The organism is Dehalobacter sp. (assembly GCF_030063005.1).
GTDB classification, from domain to species: Bacteria; Bacillota; Desulfitobacteriia; order Desulfitobacteriales; family Syntrophobotulaceae; genus Dehalobacter; species Dehalobacter restrictus.
In genome coordinates, this window is sequence record NZ_JAPDHR010000031.1 from 42,187 (window position 1) to 65,396 (window position 23,210).

A 23,210-nucleotide genomic window follows, 5' to 3' on the forward strand; every position below is an offset into this window, starting at 1 on the left:
TAAATGTTAGGAGTGGTAAACCTTGAGGCTGGTTGGAAGAATACTTATAAAAGCACTTTCGCTGCTGTATTTTTTTATGTTTCTGATTGGGATCCTGGGATATTTCGAGATCCAGGAGTTTTCGACCAACGTTTTTAGTTTCTTTAAAGAACTTCTCGGAAATTACGCGCTTGGTCTGCCGGTAATTTGTTTGATTTTTGCGGTTGTTTGTTGGCTTATGTCCGGAACAAAGCGTGAACAGGAATTTGACGATGATGACGACGATGATGAAGATGAAGATGATGAATATGATAACAGATATGATGAATATAAGCGGAAAAAGAATATAATGAAGGACCGGCCAGTTGACAAGGCCAGATCAACTGAACAAGCTAGATCAGATGAACTGTCGAAAAGGATCAGTACCGCCAGGTCCAGAGAAGTTCAGGCCAATCGGTTGGGGAATAAGGCAGCTTCTGAACCTGAGACAGGCATACCGGTGAGCTTGGCGCGCGAAAATGGCTTTTCATCCTATTTTGCCGAGCGATTGTTTGTGAATGACGAACCGGTCGCAACTAAGGATCACCTGGGACATTTGGGAGCAAATTTCTCTTCGTATTTTGGCGAAGGAAATAAAAGTTTCTATATTTCAGAAAATACGGTCAGTATGAATGGATTTAAAGACTATTTCAAAGAGAGTAAGAAAGATGTCAGGAAAAACAATACATTTCCGTTGGAAAGCGCAGATAAAGAGAAAAAACAGGATACTCTGTTTCAGAGAAACAACTATTTTCAGGAAAGGCAGCAAGTAGCTCCCGTAACGCAAGTGACGGCAGCGGCTCCTGTGACTGAAGAAAAAATTTACGGAAATTTTTATAAGGCGTATGAATCAAAACCATCAGTAAATGTATCTGCAGATATCCCTGCGGAATACGACTACGACGACATCAAAACGAAAGCCTGGATACTGCCGAGGATCGAATTATTGCGGCGCAGGGAAAACAGTACCGCGGCGGCAGAACGCACAAACCCGGAGCTTCTGGAGGATGTCTTAAGCACATTCGGAGTGACCGCAAAAGTTACCAATATTACCGTCGGCCCGGTTATCACACGTTATGAGCTCTCACCTGCTCCGGGAACGAAAATCAGTAAAATTGTCAATCTGGCAGATGATATTGCTTTGGCCATGGCTTCGAGAGATATCCGAATTGAAGCACCGATCCCGGGCAAAGCGGCTGTAGGGATTGAAGTGCCGCGTCAAAAGTCCAGGACCGTCTACTTTAGAGAAGTGATTGGATCTGAATCATTTATGGGTTCTGGCGGTAAGCTGAAAATAGCGCTTGGCAAAGATATTGCGGACCAGCCTGTTATTGGTGAGCTCGCAAAAATGCCGCATTTGCTTGTTGCCGGCGCTACCGGCTCCGGGAAAAGTATTTTTATCAATTGTCTTTTGAATTCGCTGCTGTTTTCCTATACACCGGATCAGGTCAAACTGCTTTTGATCGACCCCAAAATGGTTGAACTTAACCAGTATAACGGCATCCCCCATCTGCTTTCACCGGTCGTTACCGATCCGAAGAAAGCATCCAAATACCTTAAATTCATTGTCAGGGAAATGGAAGACCGCTATGAACTGTTTGCCTCCAGTGGCGTTCGTGACATTGATCACTTCAATAGGAATATGGATAAACCGTTACCTTACATTGTCGTCGTGATTGACGAGCTGGCCGATCTTATGATGGTAGCTGCCAATGAAATCGAAGAGGCTATTTGCCGACTTGCTCAAATGGCGAGAGCGGCAGGGATTCATCTGGTCATCGCCACGCAGCGTCCGTCGGTGAATGTTATTACAGGACTTATTAAAGCGAATATCCCAAGCCGGATTTCTTTTGCCGTTTCCTCGCAAATTGATTCCAGAACGATCCTTGATGGGGGCGGTGCCGAGAAATTATTGGGCAAAGGGGACATGCTGTATTCCCCGATTGGCCTAAATAAACCCCAAAGAGTTCACGGCTGCTTTATCGACGAGCAAGAAACAAAAAATGTCATTGAACATTGGAAAAAACAGGGCAGATCGGCTTATGAGCTCGATGAAAATCTGCTTGAAGAAACCACAACCTCTGAAAAGCCAGATGAAGATCTTGACGAGCGTTTTGCTGAAGCCGGCGAGCTGGTGATTACATCCGGGATTGCTTCGGTATCTTATCTGCAAAGGCGGCTGAGAGTTGGGTATTCCCGGGCAGCCCGCCTTATGGATATGCTGGAGGACGCCGGCGTCGTTGGCCGCAGTGAGGGCAATAAACCACGGGAGATACTGATGTCCCTCGAAGATTTTCAAGGTTATTTTTCTTAAGATAACTATTTTCGCCTAATACAACAAACGCTGTAAATTTAAAAAGGCCAAAGCTTAATTCAGCAAGGGGGTGTATCGAAACTTTAGTTTCGATACACCCCTGTCTCTGTTATAAGATGTAATTATTTCTACTTATTTCTCAAAATATTGCGGACTTGCACAAAATACACAAGCGAACTTTTAGTGACAGCAGCGTTCAATAAACAGAAAGCCTAAGCGTTAAGACATTCCAATGGTTGACGGCCATGGATGGCCTAATGTCGTGGTACCACGGATGGCGAAGAGCGGCGATTTGCCCCAGCAGGCTGCAAATTACGAATTATGCCCGCAGAAATGGACATAATGAGTAAAGAAAAAAATATGTTGGGGTTGAAATATGAAGATCTCGGAACTTGCTCAATTCCATAACTGGCTGGGGCTTACCCCTAAAGGTCGGAGCCTGCTGCCGGTTATTAAAAGACAAAGTGCCTATATCCGTGAAGCTTATTCTCCAATCAATGAATATTACTATGAAACGGAAGACGTCATTCCCGCAGCAGAATGGTACCTGGACAACTACTACATTATCAGCGAATTAATCACAGGACTGACCAAGGATATCTCCAAAGAATATGAAAGCAAGCTGCAGTATTTAAAAGGAGGGGATAACGCCGGTTACCCCAGAATTTATCTGATTATAGCTGAATTTCTAAAACAGTGCGAACATGAATTGAATTTTGATCAGTTAAAGGCGTTTATTGCCGGGTATCAGGAAGAGGCGCCACTTTCATCTGCTGAGATATGGGCTGTTCCAATGATGCTAAAAGTACTGCTGCTGGAAAAAGTCTACTATCAGGTTGAGCGTATTCTTTATATCCAGGCCGAAAGAAGAAAAGCTGATGATTGGTTAAAGACTGTATTTGAGGGATACACGGACGCTGAAATGCCTGCGTCTGAGATGCCTCCTGCATCGGGGCAGGATCCGGAAGACGTGCTCACGGCAATTTTTATGGAAAGAATCGCCAGAAAGCTTAAGGAACATGGCCTAGAAGCTAAAATACTATACAACTGGCTTGATAATGCGGCCAGCAGACAAAATACAACGGTGGAGAAGGCCGTAAATTCAGAACATCATTTTCTGACAGCCCAGGGAGCGGCCATGGGCAAACTTGTCACGGATATCAAACAGATTAACGCTGAGAACTGGTCTGCTTTTTTCGAAAATGTCAGTCTGGTACAGCAAACCCTTCAAAAGGATCCGGCCAAAATATTTGACAAGATGGATTTTGATTCCCGGGACAAATACAGGCATGAAATAGAAGGTCTGGCAGGAAAATATAAAGTTACAGAAATTATTGTGGCCAGAACATTGGAAAAATTAGCTGCCCAGAACCAGTCTGCGCCTTTTAGCCACGTTGGTTATTACTTGTTTGGTTCCGGCAAGGTGCGCCTGGAAAAGGAGCTGGCCGACAGTTGGGGCAGGGTAAAAAAGTCCTTTCATGGCATATACTGTTATCTAAAATTAAAACCTGCCTTGTCCTACCTTGGGTTAATATTTCTGGCGACAGTGATACCTTTTCTTATTTTTCTCGATCTGACAAAAAACAATTCTGGCAATGTATTATCAGGCAGTATGCTTCTGGGCCTGATTGGAGCGCTGATCCTGATCAATGGCATGGCTGTCTGTCTCATTAATCGTCTGTTCTGCAGGATGCTGTCTCCGAACTTTCTGCCGAAATTGTACCTGGATAACGGGATACCGGAACAATACAAAACAATTGTTGTGATCCCGGCAATTTTCAATCATCCGTCCAAAGTCCGGCAGCAAATGAAACAACTGGAGACACACTATTTAAGCAACCGGGATCAGAACCTGTGTTTTGCCGTTCTCGGTGATTTTGCAGATGCCCCTGCGGCCAAACAGACCGGGGATGATGAAATCATTCAGGCGGGTGTCAAAGCGGCGGCAAGACTGAATGACAAATATGGGGAGGAGCGTTTTTTCTATTTTCACAGAGAAAGAAAATGGAACGAAAAAGATAAGGTCTGGATGGGATGGGAAAGAAAAAGGGGAAAGCTGATTGAATTCAACCGGCTGCTTCTGAACGAAGGAGAGACGAGTTACTTTATCCGGACAGGAAAGCCGGAAGCCATGCAAGGAATCCGCTATGTTATCACACTGGATGCCGATACAATATTGCCCAGAGATTCTGCACGCAAGCTGATTGGTACAATTGCGCATCCGATGAATGAAGCAAGACTGGCTGACAACGGCAAAAGTATCGCCTATGGCTATGGTATTATTCAGCCACGGATCGGTCTCACGGCGGCAAGCGCGTTTGCTTCGCCTTTTGCCAGGGTGTTCACCGGAACAGCAGGCATTGATCCTTATACCTGCGCGATTTCAGATATCTATCAGGATCTCTTTGGCGAAGGAATATTCACAGGCAAAGGCATTTATGATCTGAAAGTATTTCACGCCGTAACCCAAAATGCCTTTCCGGATAATAGGATCCTGAGTCACGACTTAATTGAAGGTCTCTATGCGCGTACAGCCTTAGCGACGGATATTGAGTTTTTTGACGGATATCCGACCAAATTTCTGTCGCATACCAAAAGGGCGCATCGTTGGATAAGGGGAGACTGGCAAATTGCGCGTTATATGTTTCAGCAGGACTTTTCCGCTGTATCCCGCTGGAAGATTTTTGACAATCTCAGACGGAGCCTGGAAACGCCTTTTCAGATAATTATTCTTTTTTTAGCCGTTACCGTGTTGCATCAGTTCTTCAGCCAGCTGGCGATTTTAGTCCTGCTGAGTTTGAGTTTACCGCTGCTTCTGAACATTGGCGGACGCCTCATCGACCGCAGTATAACCTTCAGGATCTTTAAGTTTGAGCTAAAACTAGGAATCAGCCAGATCCTGTTCAGCATCACGGTGCTGCCGTATCAAGCGTATAATCAACTGGATGCCGTATTTAGGAGTCTTGGGAGACAAATCATCACCAAACGCAATTTACTCGAATGGGAGACGGCTGCAGATTCTGAAACGTATCTTCAGTTAGACCCCTGGAATTTTTATCATAGAATGGTGCGCGGCATCGTGATGAGCCTTTTCTTTCTATTCGGTTATTTTTATGTGAGCTTGCTTACGGGGATAATCCTAACAATCTTGTTGATCAGCTGGCTGGCGTCGCCATGGCTTGCCTACCGAATGAGTCTGCCCTATACCGATTCTATCACAGAGATTTCTTCCGAAGACCGCCGGGTGCTTCGTATGTTCTCTCGGCAGGTCTGGGCTTATTTTGATCTTTTTGTCAATGCGGAAAACAATTATCTGCCTCCGGATAATATCCAGATGGAACCGCATAAAGGAGAGGCCTGCAGGACATCACCTACCAACATCGGGCTGGCGCTGTTGGCTAATCTTACAGCCGGAGATCTCGGCTATGTAAGCACGGAAAGAATGCTGAGCCGGATCAGGAATACGCTCCGGACGATCCAAGGAATGCCAAAATGGAATGGGCATATCTATAACTGGTACGATACGCAGACGCTGGAACCGCTTCACCCGATCTATATTTCAACGGTTGACAGCGGAAACATGGCAGGCTATATGATCGCGCTAAAAAACGGCCTGGCCGAAATTTCAGGGAAACCACTGATCGGGCAAAACATGCTGCACGGGTTCATGGATACTTATCTGCTGAGTCAGGAGAATGCCGGCACGGTTGATCCTGACGTCAGGGAATCTTTTGGCACAGAATTGAAAGCTATCATGGCAAGCGAGCGAGCTGAAAAAGTCGGAGCTTGCGCAGGAATAACAGACCTTCAAACTTGTTATGCATTCGTAGACAAATGGGCAAAACTGACGCGCAATCGTTTCAGGAATTCCGCAGATCAAAACGGAAATACGGCTGAGAAACCCGAAACAGACCTCAGGCTGATCACCAAAGATTTTTGGCCGGAGGCTCTGGCTCGGATGCTTCAAGACCAAAAAAATGCGCTGGAATATTTTTTCCCGTTCCTGACCCTGCCTAACCTGCCTGATTCTTTGCGAAAGCTCGGACAGTACCCGGTCAAATCTCTTATTCGGGAATATCTGGGCTTGCTGAACAATCCAGAAACTACCGGTAAGGAATTACAGCCTTATCTCTATCGCGGGCTTAAACGAGCTGTTTTAACTTTGCTCCGTGCTGGGAAGCTACAGAAAGATCTTCATCATTTAGTGTACAGAATGAACTTCAAGCCCTTGTTTGACGACCAGATCAAGCTGTTTACGATCGGCTACAATTTAACAGAGCGAAAACGGGATAAATCTTATTATGACTTGCTGGCCTCGGAAGCCCGGCAGACCAGTCTGTTGGCGATCGCCAAAGGGGATGTGCCTCAAAGCCACTGGTTTAAGATGGCCCGGCCGCTGACCAGAATAAACGGCAGGCGCTGTCTGGTATCCTGGAGTGGAACCATGTTTGAGTTTTTAATGCCTTCTATTCTGTTTAAGAACTATCGTGGAACGCTCCTTGATGAATCCTATCGCTCTGTGGTAAAGATTCAACAGGCGCATGCGGAAAAGGCCAAAATGCCGTGGGGGATATCCGAATCGGGATTTTTCTGTTTTGATATCCAGAATAATTACCAATATAAAGCTTTTGGCGTTCCGGGCTTAGGCCTGAAAAGAGGATTGTCCAAGGATATGGTCATATCCCCGTATTCGACTTTTATGGCGCTGCCGATTGATTTTAAAGCAAGTATGGAAAACCTCCATTTGATGAAAAATAAAGGTTATAACGGTGTATTCGGACTGTTTGAAGCGATTGACTATACCAAAAGCAGAGTTCCGTATAATGAGGAATCCAGCATCGTCAAGAGCTATATGTCTCACCATCAGGGGATGAGCCTGATCGCCTTAGGGAATGTCCTTGAAGCAAACAGGATGCAGGAGCGCTTCCACCGGGAACCGGTCATTAAATCGATTGAAATGCTGCTGCAGGAGCAGGTTCCGTTGAAAGAATATACGTTTAATCCGATCATCGAAGAAACCGGGGAAAAGGAAGTCCGCGCTATTTCCTGCAAACTCGGAGAGAAACCTGTGGTCTACCTGAGTCCGAATACCCGGGTTCCGCGCTGCAGTTTCATTTCGAACCGGGAATATGCCGTCATGCTTACGCTTTCCGGTACAGGCTACAGTCAGTATAATCATCTTTTTCTGACCCGCTGGCGCAAAGATCCCGCCATGGACAGGTACGGAACATTTTTCTATGTCCAAAATCTTAATTCGGGAAATCTTTGGTCGGCTACAGCCAAACCGGTACAGACGCAGCCTGAGGAATACAAGGTAACCTGTTTCCCGAATACGGTCAAGTATATCCGCAAAGACGGAAATATCATCACGCAGACAGATGTATTCGTCGCCCCTGAGGATCCTGTAGAGATCAGGAAAATCACGCTGACCAATCAAAGCAGTTATTCCAGGGATCTCCAGCTGACAAGTTATGTGGAAGTTGCTTTGGATGAAATCTCGGCGGATATGGCTCATCCCGCCTTCAGCAAGCTGTTTATCCAGACAAAGTATGAAAATAATACCCTTGTCGCTTTTCGGCGGCCGCGGCATTTGCACAATGCTGAACATTATATGATGCATACCTTGTTCAGTGAAGGAAATATGTTTGGGGAAACCGAGTATGAGACAGACAGAGTCAAATTTATTGGACGCGGACGAACGTTGGCCGACCCTAGGGTCATGGATATTAACCAGCCTTTGTCCAATTCGGTAGGAGCGGTTCTTGATCCAATCTTAAGTTTGCGGGCCAGGGTGAGAATTGATCCGGGAAGAACGGTATCTGTCTATTTCCTGACCGGATACGGCAATAAGCTGGAATCTGTCCTTCAGCTTGCCCAGAAATACCGCAGTGGCTATGTGATCACGCAAGCCAAGGAATTGGCATGGTCGCAAAATCTGATGGAATTAACGAACCTTCAACTGTCTTTTGGAGAAGCCAATATGATTTCCAGTCTGGCCGGGCAGGTCATCTATGGCTGCCCAATCCAGAAAAGCCCCGCAGCATCTAATCAGCTTGGACAAACCTCTCTCTGGTCTCATGGCATATCAGGAGACCTGCCGGTTGTCATGCTGAAGATTCAGGACAGCAGCCAGCTCAAGCTGGTGGATCAAATCCTGACCATTCATGAATATTGGAAAATCAAAGGCCTCTACATCGACTTGGTTATTTTCAATGAGGACGAAACGGGATACTTCCAGGCGATCCAGGAAGTTATTATGGAAAAAATCAGCATCAGCCATGTTCGGAAACTTGTCAATAAACCCGGAGGCGTATTTCTTCTGAAAAAAGATCAGCTTTCCGCGGAGGATGACGTTTTGCTTCATACCGTCGCCAGCGTCATATTTTCCGGCGAAAACGGATCTTTAAACCACCAGATCATGAAGTGTCTGCGAGCTGGTGAAAAGATCATAGACGAGCCGGCTGCCGGTGAACAAACTTCTGGCGAAAGAATCACAATAGAACAAATCGCAGGCAACCGTATTACCAACGGGCGGTTAGAAAAAGACAGCCTGCCTGTACAGAATGTAAGTAAAACGCACCGCACTGTCTTGGAGAGTAAAAAGACAGAAGGCCTTAAGTTCTTTAACGGCTATGGCGGATTTACGGACAACGGAAAAGAATATGTAATCATCAATGAGGAAAATCAGCCAACCCCGTTGCCCTGGGTCAATGTTATCGCGAATGAAAAATTTGGGACAATCATTTCTGAAGCAGGGGCGAGCTATACCTGGTCCCAAAACAGCAGGGAGTATAAACTATCCCCGTGGTCAAACGATCCGCTGCTCGATGTCAGCGGGGAGGCTGTCTTTATCAAGGATGAAGATTCCCAAGACTACTGGTCACCTCTGCCGCAGCCAGTCAGGGACAGTCAGCCTTATCTTATCAGGCATGGTCAGGGGTACACGGTCTTTGAACATTCCAGCTTCAGAATTAACCAGGAGACGAGGGTCTTTATCCCGCTAGGACAGAATCTGAAAATTACAGCGTTGAGGCTGACCAATAAAAATACGCTGCCGAAACGTCTCTCACTCTATTATTATTTGGAATGGGTGCTGGGGGTAAACAGGGAACAAAACATGCCTTATTTGCTCACCGAGCTGCACGATAAAACCATCTTCTGCCAGAATGTCTACCAGGAAGAGTTTGCCGGAAGAGCAGCCTTTATTACCGGTTTCGGTGCGGATTATCTATCGTCAACATCAGACCGTATTGAATTTCTTGGTGTAGGCGGCAGCCTGACAAAACCGAAAGGGATATTGTCTTGTCTTTCAGGCAAGATGGGTACGAATATTGATCCTTGTGCAGTCCTGCAGCTTCAAGTAACCTTGGATCCCGGAGAAGAAAAAACGGTCTATTTTCTGCTTGGGGATGAACAAAATAGAGAAAAGGCACTTTCCTTGGTTCAAGCTTTTCGCAGTCCGGACAGAATCGAAGAGGCATTTCAGGATGTGAGCCACTATTGGGATGATGTTTTGTCACGTATTCAGATCTCAACTCCGGAGCCGTCCTTTGATCTACTGGTAAACCGTTGGCTGCTCTATCAGACCATTGTCTGCAGGATTTGGGCCAGATCAGGATTCTATCAAACAGGGGGGGCTTACGGCTATAGGGATCAGCTTCAGGATGTCATGCCCCTGGCCGTCATCAAACCGGAAATAACACGCAAGCAGATTATCCTGCACAGCTCCAGACAGTTTCCGGAGGGAGATGTACAGCACTGGTGGCATTCGGAGACCGGCAAAGGAATCAGGACAAAATTCTCAGATGACCTATTGTGGCTGCCTTACGTAACAGCAGACTATCTGGAACATACCGAAGATTTCAGTATTTTAGAAGAGAAAACAAGCTTTCTAAAACTTGAAGCACTTGGGGAAAACGAAGACGAACGTTATGCCGTTCCAGAGACCTCAGAGCAGAGTGGTTCAGTATATGAACACTGTGTACGGGCGATAGACCGCAGCCTGCGATTTGGCGGGCACGGTTTGCCTCTGATTGGGACCGGGGACTGGAATGACGGATTTAGCGCGATTGGCAGGGAAGGAAATGGAGAAAGTGTCTGGCTTGGCTGGTTTATCCTGGCAGTTCTTAAAAGGTTCATCCCGATTTGTGCCAGAAAGGATGATAACGAAAGAGTTGAAAAATATACCGGAATCCTCGATGAGCTGCAGGTTAATATGGAGAAACATGGCTGGGACGGCTCCTGGTACAGGCGCGCTTATTATGATGACGGGTCTCCGGTAGGTTCAATCACAAACTCCGAGTGTCAAATTGATGCGATTGCCCAGTCCTGGTCTATACTGTCCGGCAGTGCCTTAAAGAGCAGAGCAGCAGATGCCATGCTGGCGGTAGAAAGATATCTGTGGGATAAGGAGGCAGCCTTGTTAAAACTGTTGACACCGCCGTTTGATAAAACAGATAAAAACCCCGGGTATATTAAAGCCTATATTCCCGGAGTCAGAGAGAATGGCGGACAATATACACATGCGGCTGCCTGGGCAATTTTGGCGTTCAGTAAACTTGGTAGCAGGGATAAGGCGATGGAGCTGTTTCAAATGCTGAATCCCGTCAACCATGCCCGTACCGGTATTGAAGTCAGTCAATATAAGGCAGAGCCCTATGTAATTGCTGCCGATGTCTATGCGGTTCAGCCGAATGTCGGAAGAGGCGGATGGACTTGGTACACCGGCGCTGCCGGATGGATGTATCAGGCGGCACTGGAGGGTATTCTCGGGTTGCAGATTGCAGGGGATAAACTGTCGTTAACCCCGTGTGTCCCGTCTAACTGGGAGTCATACTCCCTGACCTACCGGCATAAAAATTCAACGTATCAGATTACAGTAAACTGCCGGCAGCCGGCAGGTGCCGAAACTGGTGAAAGTATGACGTTTACCAAAATTAAAGTCGATGATAAAGTCCAGGATCATTTTCCAATTGCGTTAAGCGACGACGGGAAAAACCATGTCATTGAGATTTCCCTGTAAATCGTCAAGATTTTCTGTTAAAAGAAAAAGTAAGCAGGATTTTAGCAATTTATATGGAAAATAATTTATATGGAAAACAATTGGTAATAGATAAGCAGGGAAGAGAGGAGATAACATGGGAAAAGCTCACGAAATCGAATATAAGATCTACGGGGATGACATGCAGTTTGTTGAGATTGAATTGGACCCGGCTGAAAGTGTGATTGCGGAAGCAGGAGCCTTAATGTTTATGGAACCGGGCATTCAGATGGAAACCATCTTCGGGGACGGATCCGGACAGGGAGAAAATAGGGGACTTACCGGGAAGCTATTTGGAGCAGGGAAAAGGCTGCTAACAGGAGAAAGCCTTTTTATGACCCTATTTACCAACAGTGGGGCAGGCAAAGCGCATGCTTCTTTTGCGGCCCCTTATCCCGGGAAAATCATCCCGGTTGATCTAACTGCGTATAACGGTAAAGTAATCTGCCAAAAGGATGCCTTTTTATGTGCCGCAAAAGGGGTAGCGATCGGCATCGAATTCAACAAAAGACTCGGAACCGGATTCTTTGGCGGTGAAGGATTTATCATGCAGAAACTCGAGGGAGATGGCCTGGCTTTCCTGCATGCCGGCGGAACAATTGTCGAGAAGGAACTTCGGCCGGGAGAAACCCTCAGGGTCGATACCGGCTGTCTCGTCGGAATGACCGGCAGCGTTTGCTATGATATTCAATTTGTCGGAGGCATCAAAACTGCTTTCTTTGGCGGGGAAGGACTATTCTTTGCAACTGTTTCCGGTCCCGGCAAAGTTTGGCTGCAGTCTCTGCCGTTCAGCCGTCTCGCGGACAGAATCATTGCTTCTGCGCCGAGGCTTGGTGGGGCCCAGAAAGGCGAGGGGAGTATCCTTGGAGGACTTGGGAACCTTCTGGATGGAGACAGATAAAAGAAAAATTATTTTATGGAATCAAACGGATTTTCAATAGAAAAACAGCTCGTATTCCTTTGAAAGAATGCGGGCTGTTTCATCCTTACACAATGACATTAAGATCCCTAAATATCTAAAATATACAGAGTTAAATATTCGATCACAATTATTTGTTCAGATTGCTGATATCGATAAACGGAACAGCGCCGCTGCCTGTCACGGTCGGAAGTTTGCCGTCCCATTTCTTGATCGCTTCAAGCTGAGCTTCAATTTTACGCAGTTCTACCAGTTCAGGGGTAATGACATCCTTCTGCAGCTTCAGGGCTTCTGCTTCAGCCTTAGCCTGTTCAATCTGCTGTTGGGCTTCGACTTGGATTCTCTGAAGATCAAGATTTGCTTTTAAGGCTTGCTGTTCAGCAATCTGCTTTTCCTCAATAGCCTGATTGAATTGGTCGCTGAAGTCAAATTCGGTGATATTGATGTCATCCAGTTCCATATAATAGACTGCAAGCTTCTTACCAAGCGTCTCTTTGACTTTGGCGCTGACTTCCGAACGTTTAGAGATCAGTTCTTCAGCGGTATACTGAGCGGTTACAGCCTTGAGCGATTCACTAACGGCCGGGTCGATAACTTTTTCTTTGTATTCCAGGCCGACATCCTGGAAGAGCTTGTTGACATTTCCCGGATTAAGCCGGTAATTTACAGCGATCGTTGTATTTACGACCTGAAGGTCCTTGGAAGAGGTAGTTTGGTCAGATTGGTCTTTCTGAAGCCGGACTTCAACTGGAATAACATCTTGGATAAATGGTACAATGATGTGGAACCCTTCGTCTAAAACGTACGGCATAACTTTACCAAGCTGGACGATAACGCCCCGGTGGCCAGGTTCAACGATTATGTAGCCTTTGAAGCCGATCATGGCAGCAATGAGCGCAATAATTATTACAATCGGAATAATTTTTATCCAGAATCCTCTTCTGGGTTTGGCCGGAGTGATGTTTTCTTCCATAGAATTCTCCTCTTTCTGGTTTTGCCTGGAAATTAATTTTATCTTATCATATCATAAGAAGGGAGTGAAGGCCAGAATATGCAGGGTATTATTTCTTCACATGTTTTAAAGTTAGAGATCATTGTATTACCCGAATTATGAATACATAATACATTTTTACTGGGCATTTACTATTATCTTTTTTTTGTATTAAATAATTGATGTACCCATTTCATTAGAAGGGCTGTGAGATTTTGCCTAAGAAGAAAAAACTGCCGCCTGTTTTGGCGTTAATCAGAGATAATATTGTTGAATATCAGAACCCGCTGGCTCTGAAGCCAAAGGAGATAGCTTCCTGGGTAAAAGATTTAAAGCTGCCCCAAAAAGGTGAGATCCTGTTTTACACAGGCAGTGAATATCAGCTTTTGCCGTATATTGATTCACTTGTCAAGACACTGATCTATGTCGATTCGTCCAGCAACCTCTTCTCCTGGCTGATGGGAGCAAGAAAGATTGTGAATAAGACCGGTATTAATGCGGAGAAGATCTATGCTTCTGTCTTGGCCAAAGACAAAGAAAGATTTTATTCTGTAAATTATAAAGCTGCAATCATTTTGCAAAAGCTTGGTTATGATCTTTGTTATGACCCTCGGGCAGATATGTATACCGGTGCCTTGCTGGATGAACTTGGTTTTTGGCAAGAATTAAAGTCCTATGCTGCGATCTTGTCTGAACGAATTAGAGAGACCGAAGCAAAAGTCGTCGTCTGTACTTCGCCGCATGCAGCGGAAATGTTCAAGCTTATTTATCCCAAACTGGTTGACTTTCCGGATATTCAGGTGAAGACTTTTATCGAATTGGTCTGGGAAAAAAGGCATTTGCTTCCTGCTGTTGATGAAAAGGATCCGGTGGTTATCCATGATTCCTGCCGGATGGCCAGGGAACTTGGCATATCCCAGGAGATCAGAGATGTTCTGGATGCAGTCGGTGTAAAATATATTGAGCCGCTGCGCTGCAGAGAGTGGACAACCTGCTGCGGAGGTCCGAGTAAAATGCTGTTTCCCGAGATATCCAAAACAATTTCTAAACGCAGAGTCGTTGAATTGGCGGATACTGGAGCAAAGCGGGCTTTGATATCCTGCCCGTACTGCTTATCTTCACTGGAAAGCGGTGTCGATAAGAATCATCCGATGATCATGGATGATATGGTTGAATTCTTATTTAGGGGGTTTAAGGATTAATGACTGACTTGAATAAAGAAATTGGCGCCTACACCAAGAATTTGAATAAAGCAAGTAAAGATCCTAATATTAACCGGGCGATAACCAGAGCTGTAAAATCCTACAGGGAGACGGTATCTTCAACCATGGATCGCTATCCGCATACGGAAAAGCTTGCCGAGGAAGTCCGGGAAATTAAAGCATATTCGATGCAGCATAACAGAGAGCTCAGGGAGCAAGCCATGGAAGCAATTGAAAGAAATCATGGCAAGGCTTTCTTTGCCAAAGACAAGGACGAAGTTTTCCGTATTCTCGATGAGATTGTCGGTACAGGCAAGGTGATCGTGAAAGGCAAGAGTATGCTGGGCGAAGAGCTTAAACTCAGACACGGGCTGGAGAAAGCCGGAAACGAGGTTTGGGAAACCGATCTTGGGGAATTCATTCTTCAGCTGAAGGATGACCGCCCAATGCATATTCTGTCTCCGGCAATCCACGTACCCAGAGAACAGGTTGCCGAGATATTTTCCGACTTCTTTAAAAAAGAAGTGCCTCCCGATATTGCTCAGGAAGTTGGGGTCGTACGGGAATTCTTAAGAGAGAAATATTTCACTGCCGATATTGGAATCAGCGGCGCCAATGTGGTTGCTGCCGATACCGGTCAGGTTGTCATTATTGAAAATGAAGGAAATGTCCGGCTTTGTACGGGTGCGCCGCCGGTACATATTGTCATTGTGGGGATCGAAAAACTTGTACCATCTTTCCTCGAGGCTATGATGACAGCTGAGGTAACGTGGAGATACGCCCAGTACGGAGCACCGAGCTATGTCAATATTATCAGCGGCCCGAGCAAGACCGGGGATATCGAGAAGGTTACGACTTACGGCGCTCATGGACCGAAAGAATTTTATGTTATTTTTGTTGATAACGGCCGGAGCAAAATGATGGCGGAGGAACATTTCAGCCAAGCTTCGCACTGCCTGCGCTGCGGTGGCTGCATGTATGAGTGCCCGGTATTCCAGGTCACAGCAGGGCATTATGGCAAGACCTACTTAAGCGGCATAGGATCCGTCTGGACGGCCTTCGTTGAAGGCGGAGCCGATGCTGCAGCTCCGATGCTGTATACCTGTTTGCGCTGCGGACGTTGTGTGGAGCGCTGCCCGATGCAGATTGACGTACCGAGCATGGTCGGAGAACTGCGAAGCAAGGTTGTATCATCGGAAGAGTAATAGACGGATTGTTTTAAAAAGTAAATCCGCTTACGAGAGTATTGTAAAAATTAGAATATGGAATAGTTTAAGAGTAAGGCTTAGATAAACCTTACTCTTTTATAGTGGGGATTTATCGCACAATCCAGCAAAATCGGAACTTTGGTAAGCAGTAAAAATTTCCTTGAGTTATATAAAGTAGCTTGCTTATTCGGATAGCGCAGGATTGGCAGAAGTAAACCAAATTCTTTCCTCGATTAATTTTGGACAATAGAGATTCATACAGAGCTACGGAAGACGTATTTTGGAAAATAATATGCTATAATACAAAAAAATTATTCTTTTAAATTATAGGTTAAATTTATCATAACTGGAGAATAAAAAATGGTAAAAGAATCGCATAGAGACAAGACAGAAAAAGTGAAGACTGGGGAAAATAATAAAAATCTTTCGCTCAAAGACAGATTATTTACGATCGTATTCGAGAACGATACCCATGCGGGGAGGTCTTTTGATATTGCGCTGCTCTGGCTGATCCTGCTGAGTATTCTCGTTGTCTGTTTGGAGTCGCTGCCCAATTTGAATCAGGATTACCGCACAATTCTCTCTGGTGCGGAATGGGTGATCACGCTTCTCTTTACAATTGAATATATCATCAGAATCTGGGTCGTAAGAAATAAACTAAGATATCTGAAAAGTTTCTTTGGCGTAACCGATTTACTGGCAATCTTGCCAACGTATCTGAGTATCTTTATCGCCGGTAGTCAGTTTGCTTTGATTTTTAGGGTCTTTCGTCTACTGAGGATCTTTCGGATCTTAAAGCTCGGCCGGTACGTCGGTGAATCATATTCGCTGATCAATGCGCTGAAGGCCAGCCGCTATAAAATTATTGTCTTTCTGCAGGCGGTCCTCGTTGTGGTTGTAATCGTTGGGACAATGATGTATTTAATCGAAGGGGAAACCAGCGGATTTGACAGTATTCCGGCCTCAATCTACTGGGCGATTGTGACCCTTACGACCGTCGGATTTGGCGACATTACACCGGTCACACCTTTGGGAAGGATTGTTGCCTCCATGCTGATGCTTCTTGGTTATGGCGTAATTGCCGTACCTACTGGCATTGTCTCAGCAGAGCTAGCAAAAAACAGAAACATAAAAGCATCTACACGAACTTGTCCGAACTGCCGCCTAGTTATTCAGGACGAAGGGGACAACTACTGCAAAAATTGCGGCCTTCAACTAGAAAAAAAAGAAAACAATAAAGTATAAATGTATAGGATACTTTATTGTTCAAGTTTTTAAACAATCTACCCTTAAAAATAGAGCAAATGAAGCAAAATCTGTCAAAGTTCACGGCCTTAGACGACTTTGGTCGTCCAGTTCTCACAGTAGAAGAATGATAGACATGCCAAACTCTATGAAGGCATTAACCCTATAAAAGCTAGAAGGCGATCTCAAAACAATCACAAAATATGGTTATGACAATAACGGCAATAATACCAGCAAACTAACAGAACAGATAAGAAAAATCGACCCGGTTAACCCGCCAACGCCGCATTTCGGGATGTTCATACCCGGACAAGAGATAGACGGCGCAACGCAATATGCCGAAGATCTCGTCAGCTTTGCCCAGTACTTTGATGTTTTCAACCAAATGATCAAGAGCAACACCGGCAATGCCATGGTTGAGTACACGTACTATGGCGATGGTCTGCGTGCCACCAACGACTTCCAATTCTCATCCTCCGGTTCATCTATGAGGGTGATAAGGTTGTCCTTGAACTGGACGGCAAAGGAAACCAATTCGCCAGAAACGTTTATGGAACGAACCTGTTAGCCCGGACAGTCGGCGGACAGACACTGAACTATATGTATAACGGTCACGGTGATGTGACATCCCTTCTTGACAATACAGGGACAATTCAGGCAACATATTAGTATGATGCATTTGGCAATATTACTTCGCAGACAGGGACAGTCGATAACCCGTTTACCTATGCCGGCTACTATTATGATAAAGAATCCGGCCTGTACTACCTGAATGCCAGAATGTATGACCCTTCAATAGCAAGGTTAGAGTATTGGCTTACCGCCATGGCCAATGATTTGAAAAAGGTTTGAATTATTAGCAATAATTTTTTCAAATCATCCATGCTGGGCGGTTAGCCAAAAAGCCTAAGGATTTTTCTGATGTAAACTTTCGTAGTTAACCCCTAAGAGCTTGTCTTTACTGTCTGTCCCGGCGATTTGAAAAGCTGTAGTAGTTGGCCTTCCTTATTTTCAAATCGCCCAACATTCAGACAGTAAAGACAAGCACATTTGAAGCTGGATTTTTAAGCAAACATTTTAAATATTTAAGACAGCAAGATAAAAAAATACCTCAGAGTTATTGGCTTACCGCCATAGCCATGATTTGAAAAGGCTTGAATTACAGGCAATTATCTTTTTCAAATCATCCCATGCCGAGCGGTAAGCCAATAGGCCCAAGGATTTTTCCTAATGTAAGGCTCTCTCACTAAACTTGTAAGCGATTGTCGTTACCGTCTGGGCCCGATGATTTGAAAATAGGTAGTTTATTTGCTGCTTTATTTTCAAATCATCAATATCAGACGGTAACGACAAAAATTTTAAGAGAATGAGGAGAAATTTGTAAATTGCACATGTTCCTATTACAGTAGTATAATATAAGTAAAGAAAGTAAAGATGTAAAGAAAAATAGAAAGGCGGTTCTGTTATGGAAATATCAAGAATTAGCTCAAAAGGACAAGTCACGATTCCGAAGCCTATTCGGGACCTATTAAAATTAAACGAAGGTGATAGAATCGCTTTCCTGGAAGACAACGGTAAAGTTGTAATTACCAAGGCCAGTCTAATTGCCTTACGTGAATTACAAGATGCCCTTAGTACAGAAGCACAAGAGAAAGGCATTACCGAACAAGACCTTCTTAATGAACTGGAAGTAGTCCGGGAGGAAATGTGGAATGAGCGGAAAAAATAATGCCTTACGCGTATTTGTTGATTCAAATATCCTGATATCTGCTGTCTTATCAGAATCATCAATTGCCAGTAAACTTTTAACTCTACTTATTGAACAACACCACTTGATTATTTGTAGTTACTCGATTACGGAAATTTCAGAAGTCATTGAACGCAAATTCCCAAAGATAATCCGTAAATGGGATAAATTTCTTACAACACTTGAATTCGAGATAGCTTATACTCCCTCAGATCTTTCCACGGTAACAGTTCCATATATACGAGATCCAAAAGATTTACCTATTTTAGTTTCTGCTATAGTAGCCCAGCCGGATATCGTAGTTACCGGTGATTTGGATTTCCACACGCCAGAAATTCAGGAGCTTTTTACCATAATGATGCCAATTGATTTCTTGAGGGCTTTCTCTGGTGAATTTAATCATTAATCACATCAACTTAAAACATAGTATATAAGATGCAAGGCTGGCTTTCTATATTAAGAAATATCAGCCTTTTGCTTTTTAACATTATTAGAATACTGGTTTTACATCTAGCCCAGTAATCCGAATAGTTATATTTGGTTAAGATTAAGCTTTTTAGTTATCCTCTAAATAGATTGTCCCAAACTCGCCATCGGTGGCGAATTTGAACAAGCTGCCGATTTCTTTACCATCTTACCTGATGATATGAAAAATCTTTAATAATCTGCTTTTTTTCTTAATTCGCCAATATTTAGACGACCTTGGTCGTCCAATTCTCACAATTCCAAACTTCCGTAACGACATCCTGGTAAAAATCAGGCTCATGGCAAATGAGAAGCAGGCTGCCTTTATAGGTCTGAAGCGCCCGTTTCAGCTCCTGTTTGGCTTCGACATCGAGATGGTTGGTCGGCTCGTCGAGCAGCAGAAAATTTGTTTCTTTATTGATCAGTTTGCAGAGCCGTACTTTGGCCTGCTCACCGCCGCTCAAGACCAGGACTTTGCTTTCGATGTGCTTCGTCGTTAAACCGCATTTGGCCAGCGCTGCCCGCACTTCGTACTGCGTATAGCCGGGGAAGTCCGACCAGAATTCTTCAATACAGGTCTTATAATTGGCATCCTTAATTTCCTGCTCAAAGTAGCCGGGAAAGAGATAGTCCCCAAGTTCAGCCTGGCCTGAAAGGGACGGAATTTCACCGAGGATGCTCTTTAAGAGCGTTGTTTTGCCGATTCCGTTGGCGCCGGTCAAAGCAACTTTCTGACCGCGTTCCAGGGAAATGTTGATGGGGCGGGAGAGCGGTTCGTTATAGCCGATCACCAGATCAGAGGTTTGAAACACGAGCTTGCCGGAAGTCCTGGCTTCTTTAAAGTTGAATACCGGTTTGGGTTTGTCCTTGGCCAGTTCGATCCGGTCCATTTTATCGAGCTTTTTCTGGCGGGACATCGCCATATTCCGGGTGGAGACTCTGGCTTTGTTGCGCGCGACAAAATCCTCCAGGTCGGAGATTTCCTGCTGCTGTTTTTTATAGGCCGCTTCAAGCTGTAATCTTTTCGTTTCGTAGGAATTCTGGAAATTCTGATAGTCTCCGACATAACGGTTCAGTTGCAGGTTGTCCATATGATAAATCAGATTGATGACGCTGTTTAAGAATTCCATGTCGTGTGAGATCAGGATAAAGGCATTTTCATAGGCCAGCAGGTAGCGTTTCAGCCATTCAATGTGCTGTTCGTCGAGATAGTTTGTCGGCTCATCCAAAAGCAGAATATCCGGCTTCTCCAGCAGGAGTTTGGCCAAAAGCACTTTGGTCCTCTGACCGCCGCTTAAGTCATCTACGTCCTTATCGAGACCGATATCCTGCAGGCCCAAGCCACGGGCGGTCTCCTCGACCTTAGCATCGACAATATAAAAATCATTGTTGTTCAAGGTTTCCTGAATCAAGCCCATCTCTTCGAGCAGCACTTCCAGTTCCTCCGGTGAAGCGTCGCCCATTTTATCACAAATCGCCAGCATCTCAGCTTCCAGTGCAAAAAGATATTGAAAAGCGTCCTTCAGAACATCGCGGATTGTTGCTCCTTTGGCCAGAACCGTGTGCTGGTCAAGATAACCGACTCTGACTCGTTTAGACCATTCAATCTGGCCTTCATCAGGCTCGAGTTGGCGCGTAATGATATTCATAAATGTAGATTTCCCCTCGCCATTCGCCCCGATCAAGCCGATATGCTCGCCCTTCAGCAGGCGGAAAGAAACATTTTGAAATATGGCTCGGTCGCCAAAGCCATGACTCAAGTTTTTAACAGTCAGAATACTCATGTTTTCTTATCTTCCTTTTTACATAAATTAGTAAATAAATACGATTAGTCAATCGCAAAACCGCCAGTATTGCTCATTTCTTCACCTTGGATACAAAGATTTTCCTCAGCGGTTACCATGCATTTTAGAGGTGACAAGGTGATAGCGGTCAATATCTTTATTAGATTATCAAATCTGCCTAAGGAGAGCAAGTCAGAAATATGCCTGTATTTATGGAAAGTTGCAACCGTCTAGATCCCCAAAATCCAAAAAGAGTTCGTTTATTGAATAAGCTTCTTTTTAACCATGACCAGCGGGAAAGGCAGCGTCAGCAGCGTAACGGCTAAGAGCCAGATGATATGGCCGGTGATTGCCGGAGTAACCTGTCCCAGGACCAGTGGACGCACCGTTTCAACGGCATGGTACAGCGGCGTCAGCCACGGAAGAAAACGAATGGCGGCGGGCAGGCTTTCAATCGGGAAAAAGATCCCGGCAAACAGGAACATTGGAGAAATCAGCAGCGTGAAGAAATAGCCGAAAGAGTCATAATTGGGAGCGAGACTCGTCCAAATTAAAGAGAGATTGGAAAAAATGACGGACATGAGGATCAGTGGGACAAAGATGAGCAGGGCATACGGGGAGTGGACAATGCCGAACAAAGCGACGACAATAAAGAAAACCGCACCGTAAAGAACGCCTTTGAATGTGCCATACAGGATTTCGCCGAGGACGATGTCGTCCATGCTTACCGGCGTAACAACCATGCTATGAAATATTTTCTCCTGGGACATCCGGGTATAGCTGTTGTAGGTCATTTCATAAGTCACAGCAAACATCGCTGAAGATGCGATCAGCCCCGGAGCCAGAAAATCAAGGTAGGAAAGCCCGTTGATCTGCGTAATATAAACGCCCAGACCAAAGCCCATGGCCCAGAGATAAAGCAGCGGCTCCAGAAAATTAAACATCAAATTGGCTTTCCAGGTTTTGCCGAAAACCTTCAGATTCCGCAGAAATACCTTGAAAGTCAGTACGGGATTAAGATCAGGTTTAACTATTTTCATCTTCTTATCCTCCATATCATCAGCGCTCTTCATATGATTTCTCAAACCCGCCACGCACACCATGAAGCGTTTCGCCGGTCAGTTTCAGAAAAACATCTTCAAGATTCGTCGGTCTCAGGCGCTGATAGCTGACAGGAAGGTGTTCACCGGCAATTCTTTGATTCAGGTAGTCAGCCATGGCTGGTCCGTTATCAGAATAGAGGACCAGATCATCACCAATTTGTTGAAAAGATTTCAGCCACTCAGAGCTCCAGTGCAGGAGCTTATTTTGCATATCCGGACTTACCCCGAGTTCCAGCGCATATTGCCCGACATGCTTATCAATAAGATCTTCCGGTACACCTTGCTCGAGGATTTTGCCCTGATTGATGATGATCAGTCGGTCGCAGAGATGACTGGCTTCTTCAAGATAGTGCGTTGTCAGCAGCATGGTCGTACCGCTTTCTTTTAACTGCCGCAGACGCTGCCAGACCATATGGCGGGCGTACGGATCAAGCCCGGTGGTTGGCTCATCGAGAATCAATAGCTCCGGACGGTTGATCAACGCTCGTCCAATTGTCAGACGTCGTTTCATGCCGCCGGACAGCTCGTCGACGACCGCATTGGCTTTACTTCGAAGATCCATAAAGTCCAGGATTTCAAAAGCCCGTTCCCTGGCTATACTACGCGGCAGACGGTAATAGGAGGCGTAGACCAGCAGGTTTTCCAGAACCGTCAGTTCCGGGTCAAGGTTGTCTTCCTGGGCAACAACACCGAGACGTGCTTTAATTTCCCGGGAATGCTCCGAAATATCTTGGCCGAAAACCGTCAGATGGCCCTCAGTTCTCGGGGACAAGCCAAAAACCATTCTAGCCAGGGACGTTTTGCCGGCACCGTTTGGACCAAGAAGCCCAAAACACTCTCCCTGCCGGACGGTAAAAGAGATCGCATTAACGGCAGTGAAATCTCCGAATCGTTTGGTCAGGTTTTCGGCTGAAATAATATTGGCTGGAAGAGAATAAGACATGAAGAGGTACCTCCGTGAATTGCTGTTCTTTTTTCCTAGCGTATCAAAAGGAGGGCAGAAGAGCAAGGCCGTGTCTGTGAAAATATCATGCAGGAGGAGAAGGCTGGTGAGCGGTCAAAGTAAATGCAACCTTTGACAGAGTAAATATAGTGGGGTTTCATTGAGTCTGTCAAAATACTGGGAATAACAGGTATAGTACCTGTTAAAAATAGCCGATTCAGATTATATGGA

14 protein-coding genes are annotated in these 23,210 nt (G+C 45.2%); 9 read left to right on the top strand and 5 right to left on the bottom strand.

Annotation, left to right across the window (positions count from 1 at the left end):
• Positions 1-22: 22 nt before the first annotated feature.
• From OKX56_RS09770 to OKX56_RS09780, 3 genes are all read left to right on the top strand, one after another.
• Positions 23-2,332, top strand: coding sequence for a DNA translocase FtsK (locus OKX56_RS09770; protein WP_019226302.1), 2,310 nt, complete (start codon positions 23-25; stop codon positions 2,330-2,332).
• Positions 2,333-2,708: 376 nt separating this feature from the next.
• Positions 2,709-11,354, top strand: a complete 8,646-nt coding sequence (locus OKX56_RS09775; protein ID WP_287896306.1) for a glycoside hydrolase family 94 protein — start codon at positions 2,709-2,711, stop codon at positions 11,352-11,354.
• A 115-nt stretch (positions 11,355-11,469) separates the two neighbouring features.
• Positions 11,470-12,273: a TIGR00266 family protein gene (locus OKX56_RS09780; RefSeq protein ID WP_019226304.1), complete on the top strand. Its 804-nt coding sequence runs from the start codon at positions 11,470-11,472 to the stop codon at positions 12,271-12,273.
• A 148-nt stretch (positions 12,274-12,421) separates the two neighbouring features.
• Here the strand turns inward: OKX56_RS09780 and OKX56_RS09785 are convergent, their stop codons facing one another.
• Positions 12,422-13,264: a prohibitin family protein gene (locus OKX56_RS09785; RefSeq protein ID WP_019226305.1), complete on the bottom strand. Its 843-nt coding sequence runs from the start codon at positions 13,262-13,264 to the stop codon at positions 12,422-12,424.
• 233 nt (positions 13,265-13,497) lie between these two features.
• Here OKX56_RS09785 and OKX56_RS09790 point away from each other — a divergent pair, with 233 nt between their 5' ends.
• The 3 genes from OKX56_RS09790 to OKX56_RS09800 all read left to right on the top strand — a co-directional run bounded on the left by OKX56_RS09790 (position 13,498) and on the right by OKX56_RS09800 (position 16,937).
• Positions 13,498-14,484: a (Fe-S)-binding protein gene (locus OKX56_RS09790; RefSeq protein ID WP_019226306.1), complete on the top strand. Its 987-nt coding sequence runs from the start codon at positions 13,498-13,500 to the stop codon at positions 14,482-14,484.
• Positions 14,484-15,689: an LUD domain-containing protein gene (locus tag OKX56_RS09795; protein ID WP_287896310.1), complete on the top strand. Its 1,206-nt coding sequence runs from the start codon at positions 14,484-14,486 to the stop codon at positions 15,687-15,689. Before OKX56_RS09790 ends, OKX56_RS09795 begins: the two co-directional genes overlap by 1 nt.
• A 363-nt stretch (positions 15,690-16,052) precedes the next feature.
• Positions 16,053-16,937 carry an ion transporter gene (locus tag OKX56_RS09800; protein ID WP_287896312.1) on the top strand — a complete coding sequence of 295 codons (885 nt, stop codon included), beginning with the start codon at positions 16,053-16,055 and terminating at the stop codon, positions 16,935-16,937.
• A gap of 238 nt (positions 16,938-17,175) precedes the next feature.
• Here the strand turns inward: OKX56_RS09800 and OKX56_RS09805 are convergent, their stop codons facing one another.
• Entirely contained in the window at positions 17,176-17,403 is a 228-nt protein-coding gene (locus OKX56_RS09805; protein WP_019226309.1) for a hypothetical protein, read from the bottom strand.
• 221 nt (positions 17,404-17,624) lie between these two features.
• On the opposite strand from OKX56_RS09805, the gene OKX56_RS14950 reads away from it, so the two are divergent.
• The 3 genes from OKX56_RS14950 (at position 17,625) to OKX56_RS09815 (ending at position 19,090) form a co-directional block, all read left to right on the top strand.
• Complete coding sequence (locus OKX56_RS14950; RefSeq protein WP_083221888.1) at positions 17,625-17,789, top strand: RHS repeat-associated core domain-containing protein; 165 nt, start codon at positions 17,625-17,627, stop codon at positions 17,787-17,789.
• 613 nt (positions 17,790-18,402) lie between these two features.
• Positions 18,403-18,666 carry an AbrB/MazE/SpoVT family DNA-binding domain-containing protein gene (locus OKX56_RS09810; RefSeq protein WP_019226310.1) on the top strand — a complete coding sequence of 88 codons (264 nt, stop codon included), beginning with the start codon at positions 18,403-18,405 and terminating at the stop codon, positions 18,664-18,666.
• Entirely contained in the window at positions 18,650-19,090 is a 441-nt protein-coding gene (locus OKX56_RS09815) for a putative toxin-antitoxin system toxin component, PIN family (RefSeq protein ID WP_019226311.1), read from the top strand. The genes OKX56_RS09810 and OKX56_RS09815 overlap by 17 nt, the downstream gene beginning before the upstream one ends.
• Positions 19,091-19,376: 286 nt before the next feature.
• Here the strand turns inward: OKX56_RS09815 and OKX56_RS09820 are convergent, their stop codons facing one another.
• From OKX56_RS09820 to OKX56_RS09830, 3 genes are all read right to left on the bottom strand, one after another.
• Entirely contained in the window at positions 19,377-20,933 is a 1,557-nt protein-coding gene (locus OKX56_RS09820) for an ABC-F family ATP-binding cassette domain-containing protein (RefSeq protein ID WP_287896315.1), read from the bottom strand.
• 260 nt (positions 20,934-21,193) lie between these two features.
• Positions 21,194-21,973 (bottom strand): ABC transporter permease, encoded by a 780-nt coding sequence (locus tag OKX56_RS09825; RefSeq protein WP_287896317.1) that lies wholly within the window; start codon positions 21,971-21,973, stop codon positions 21,194-21,196.
• 19 nt (positions 21,974-21,992) lie between these two features.
• Positions 21,993-22,979, bottom strand: coding sequence for an ABC transporter ATP-binding protein (locus tag OKX56_RS09830; protein ID WP_287896320.1), 987 nt, complete (start codon positions 22,977-22,979; stop codon positions 21,993-21,995).
• Positions 22,980-23,210: the final 231 nt, after the last annotated feature.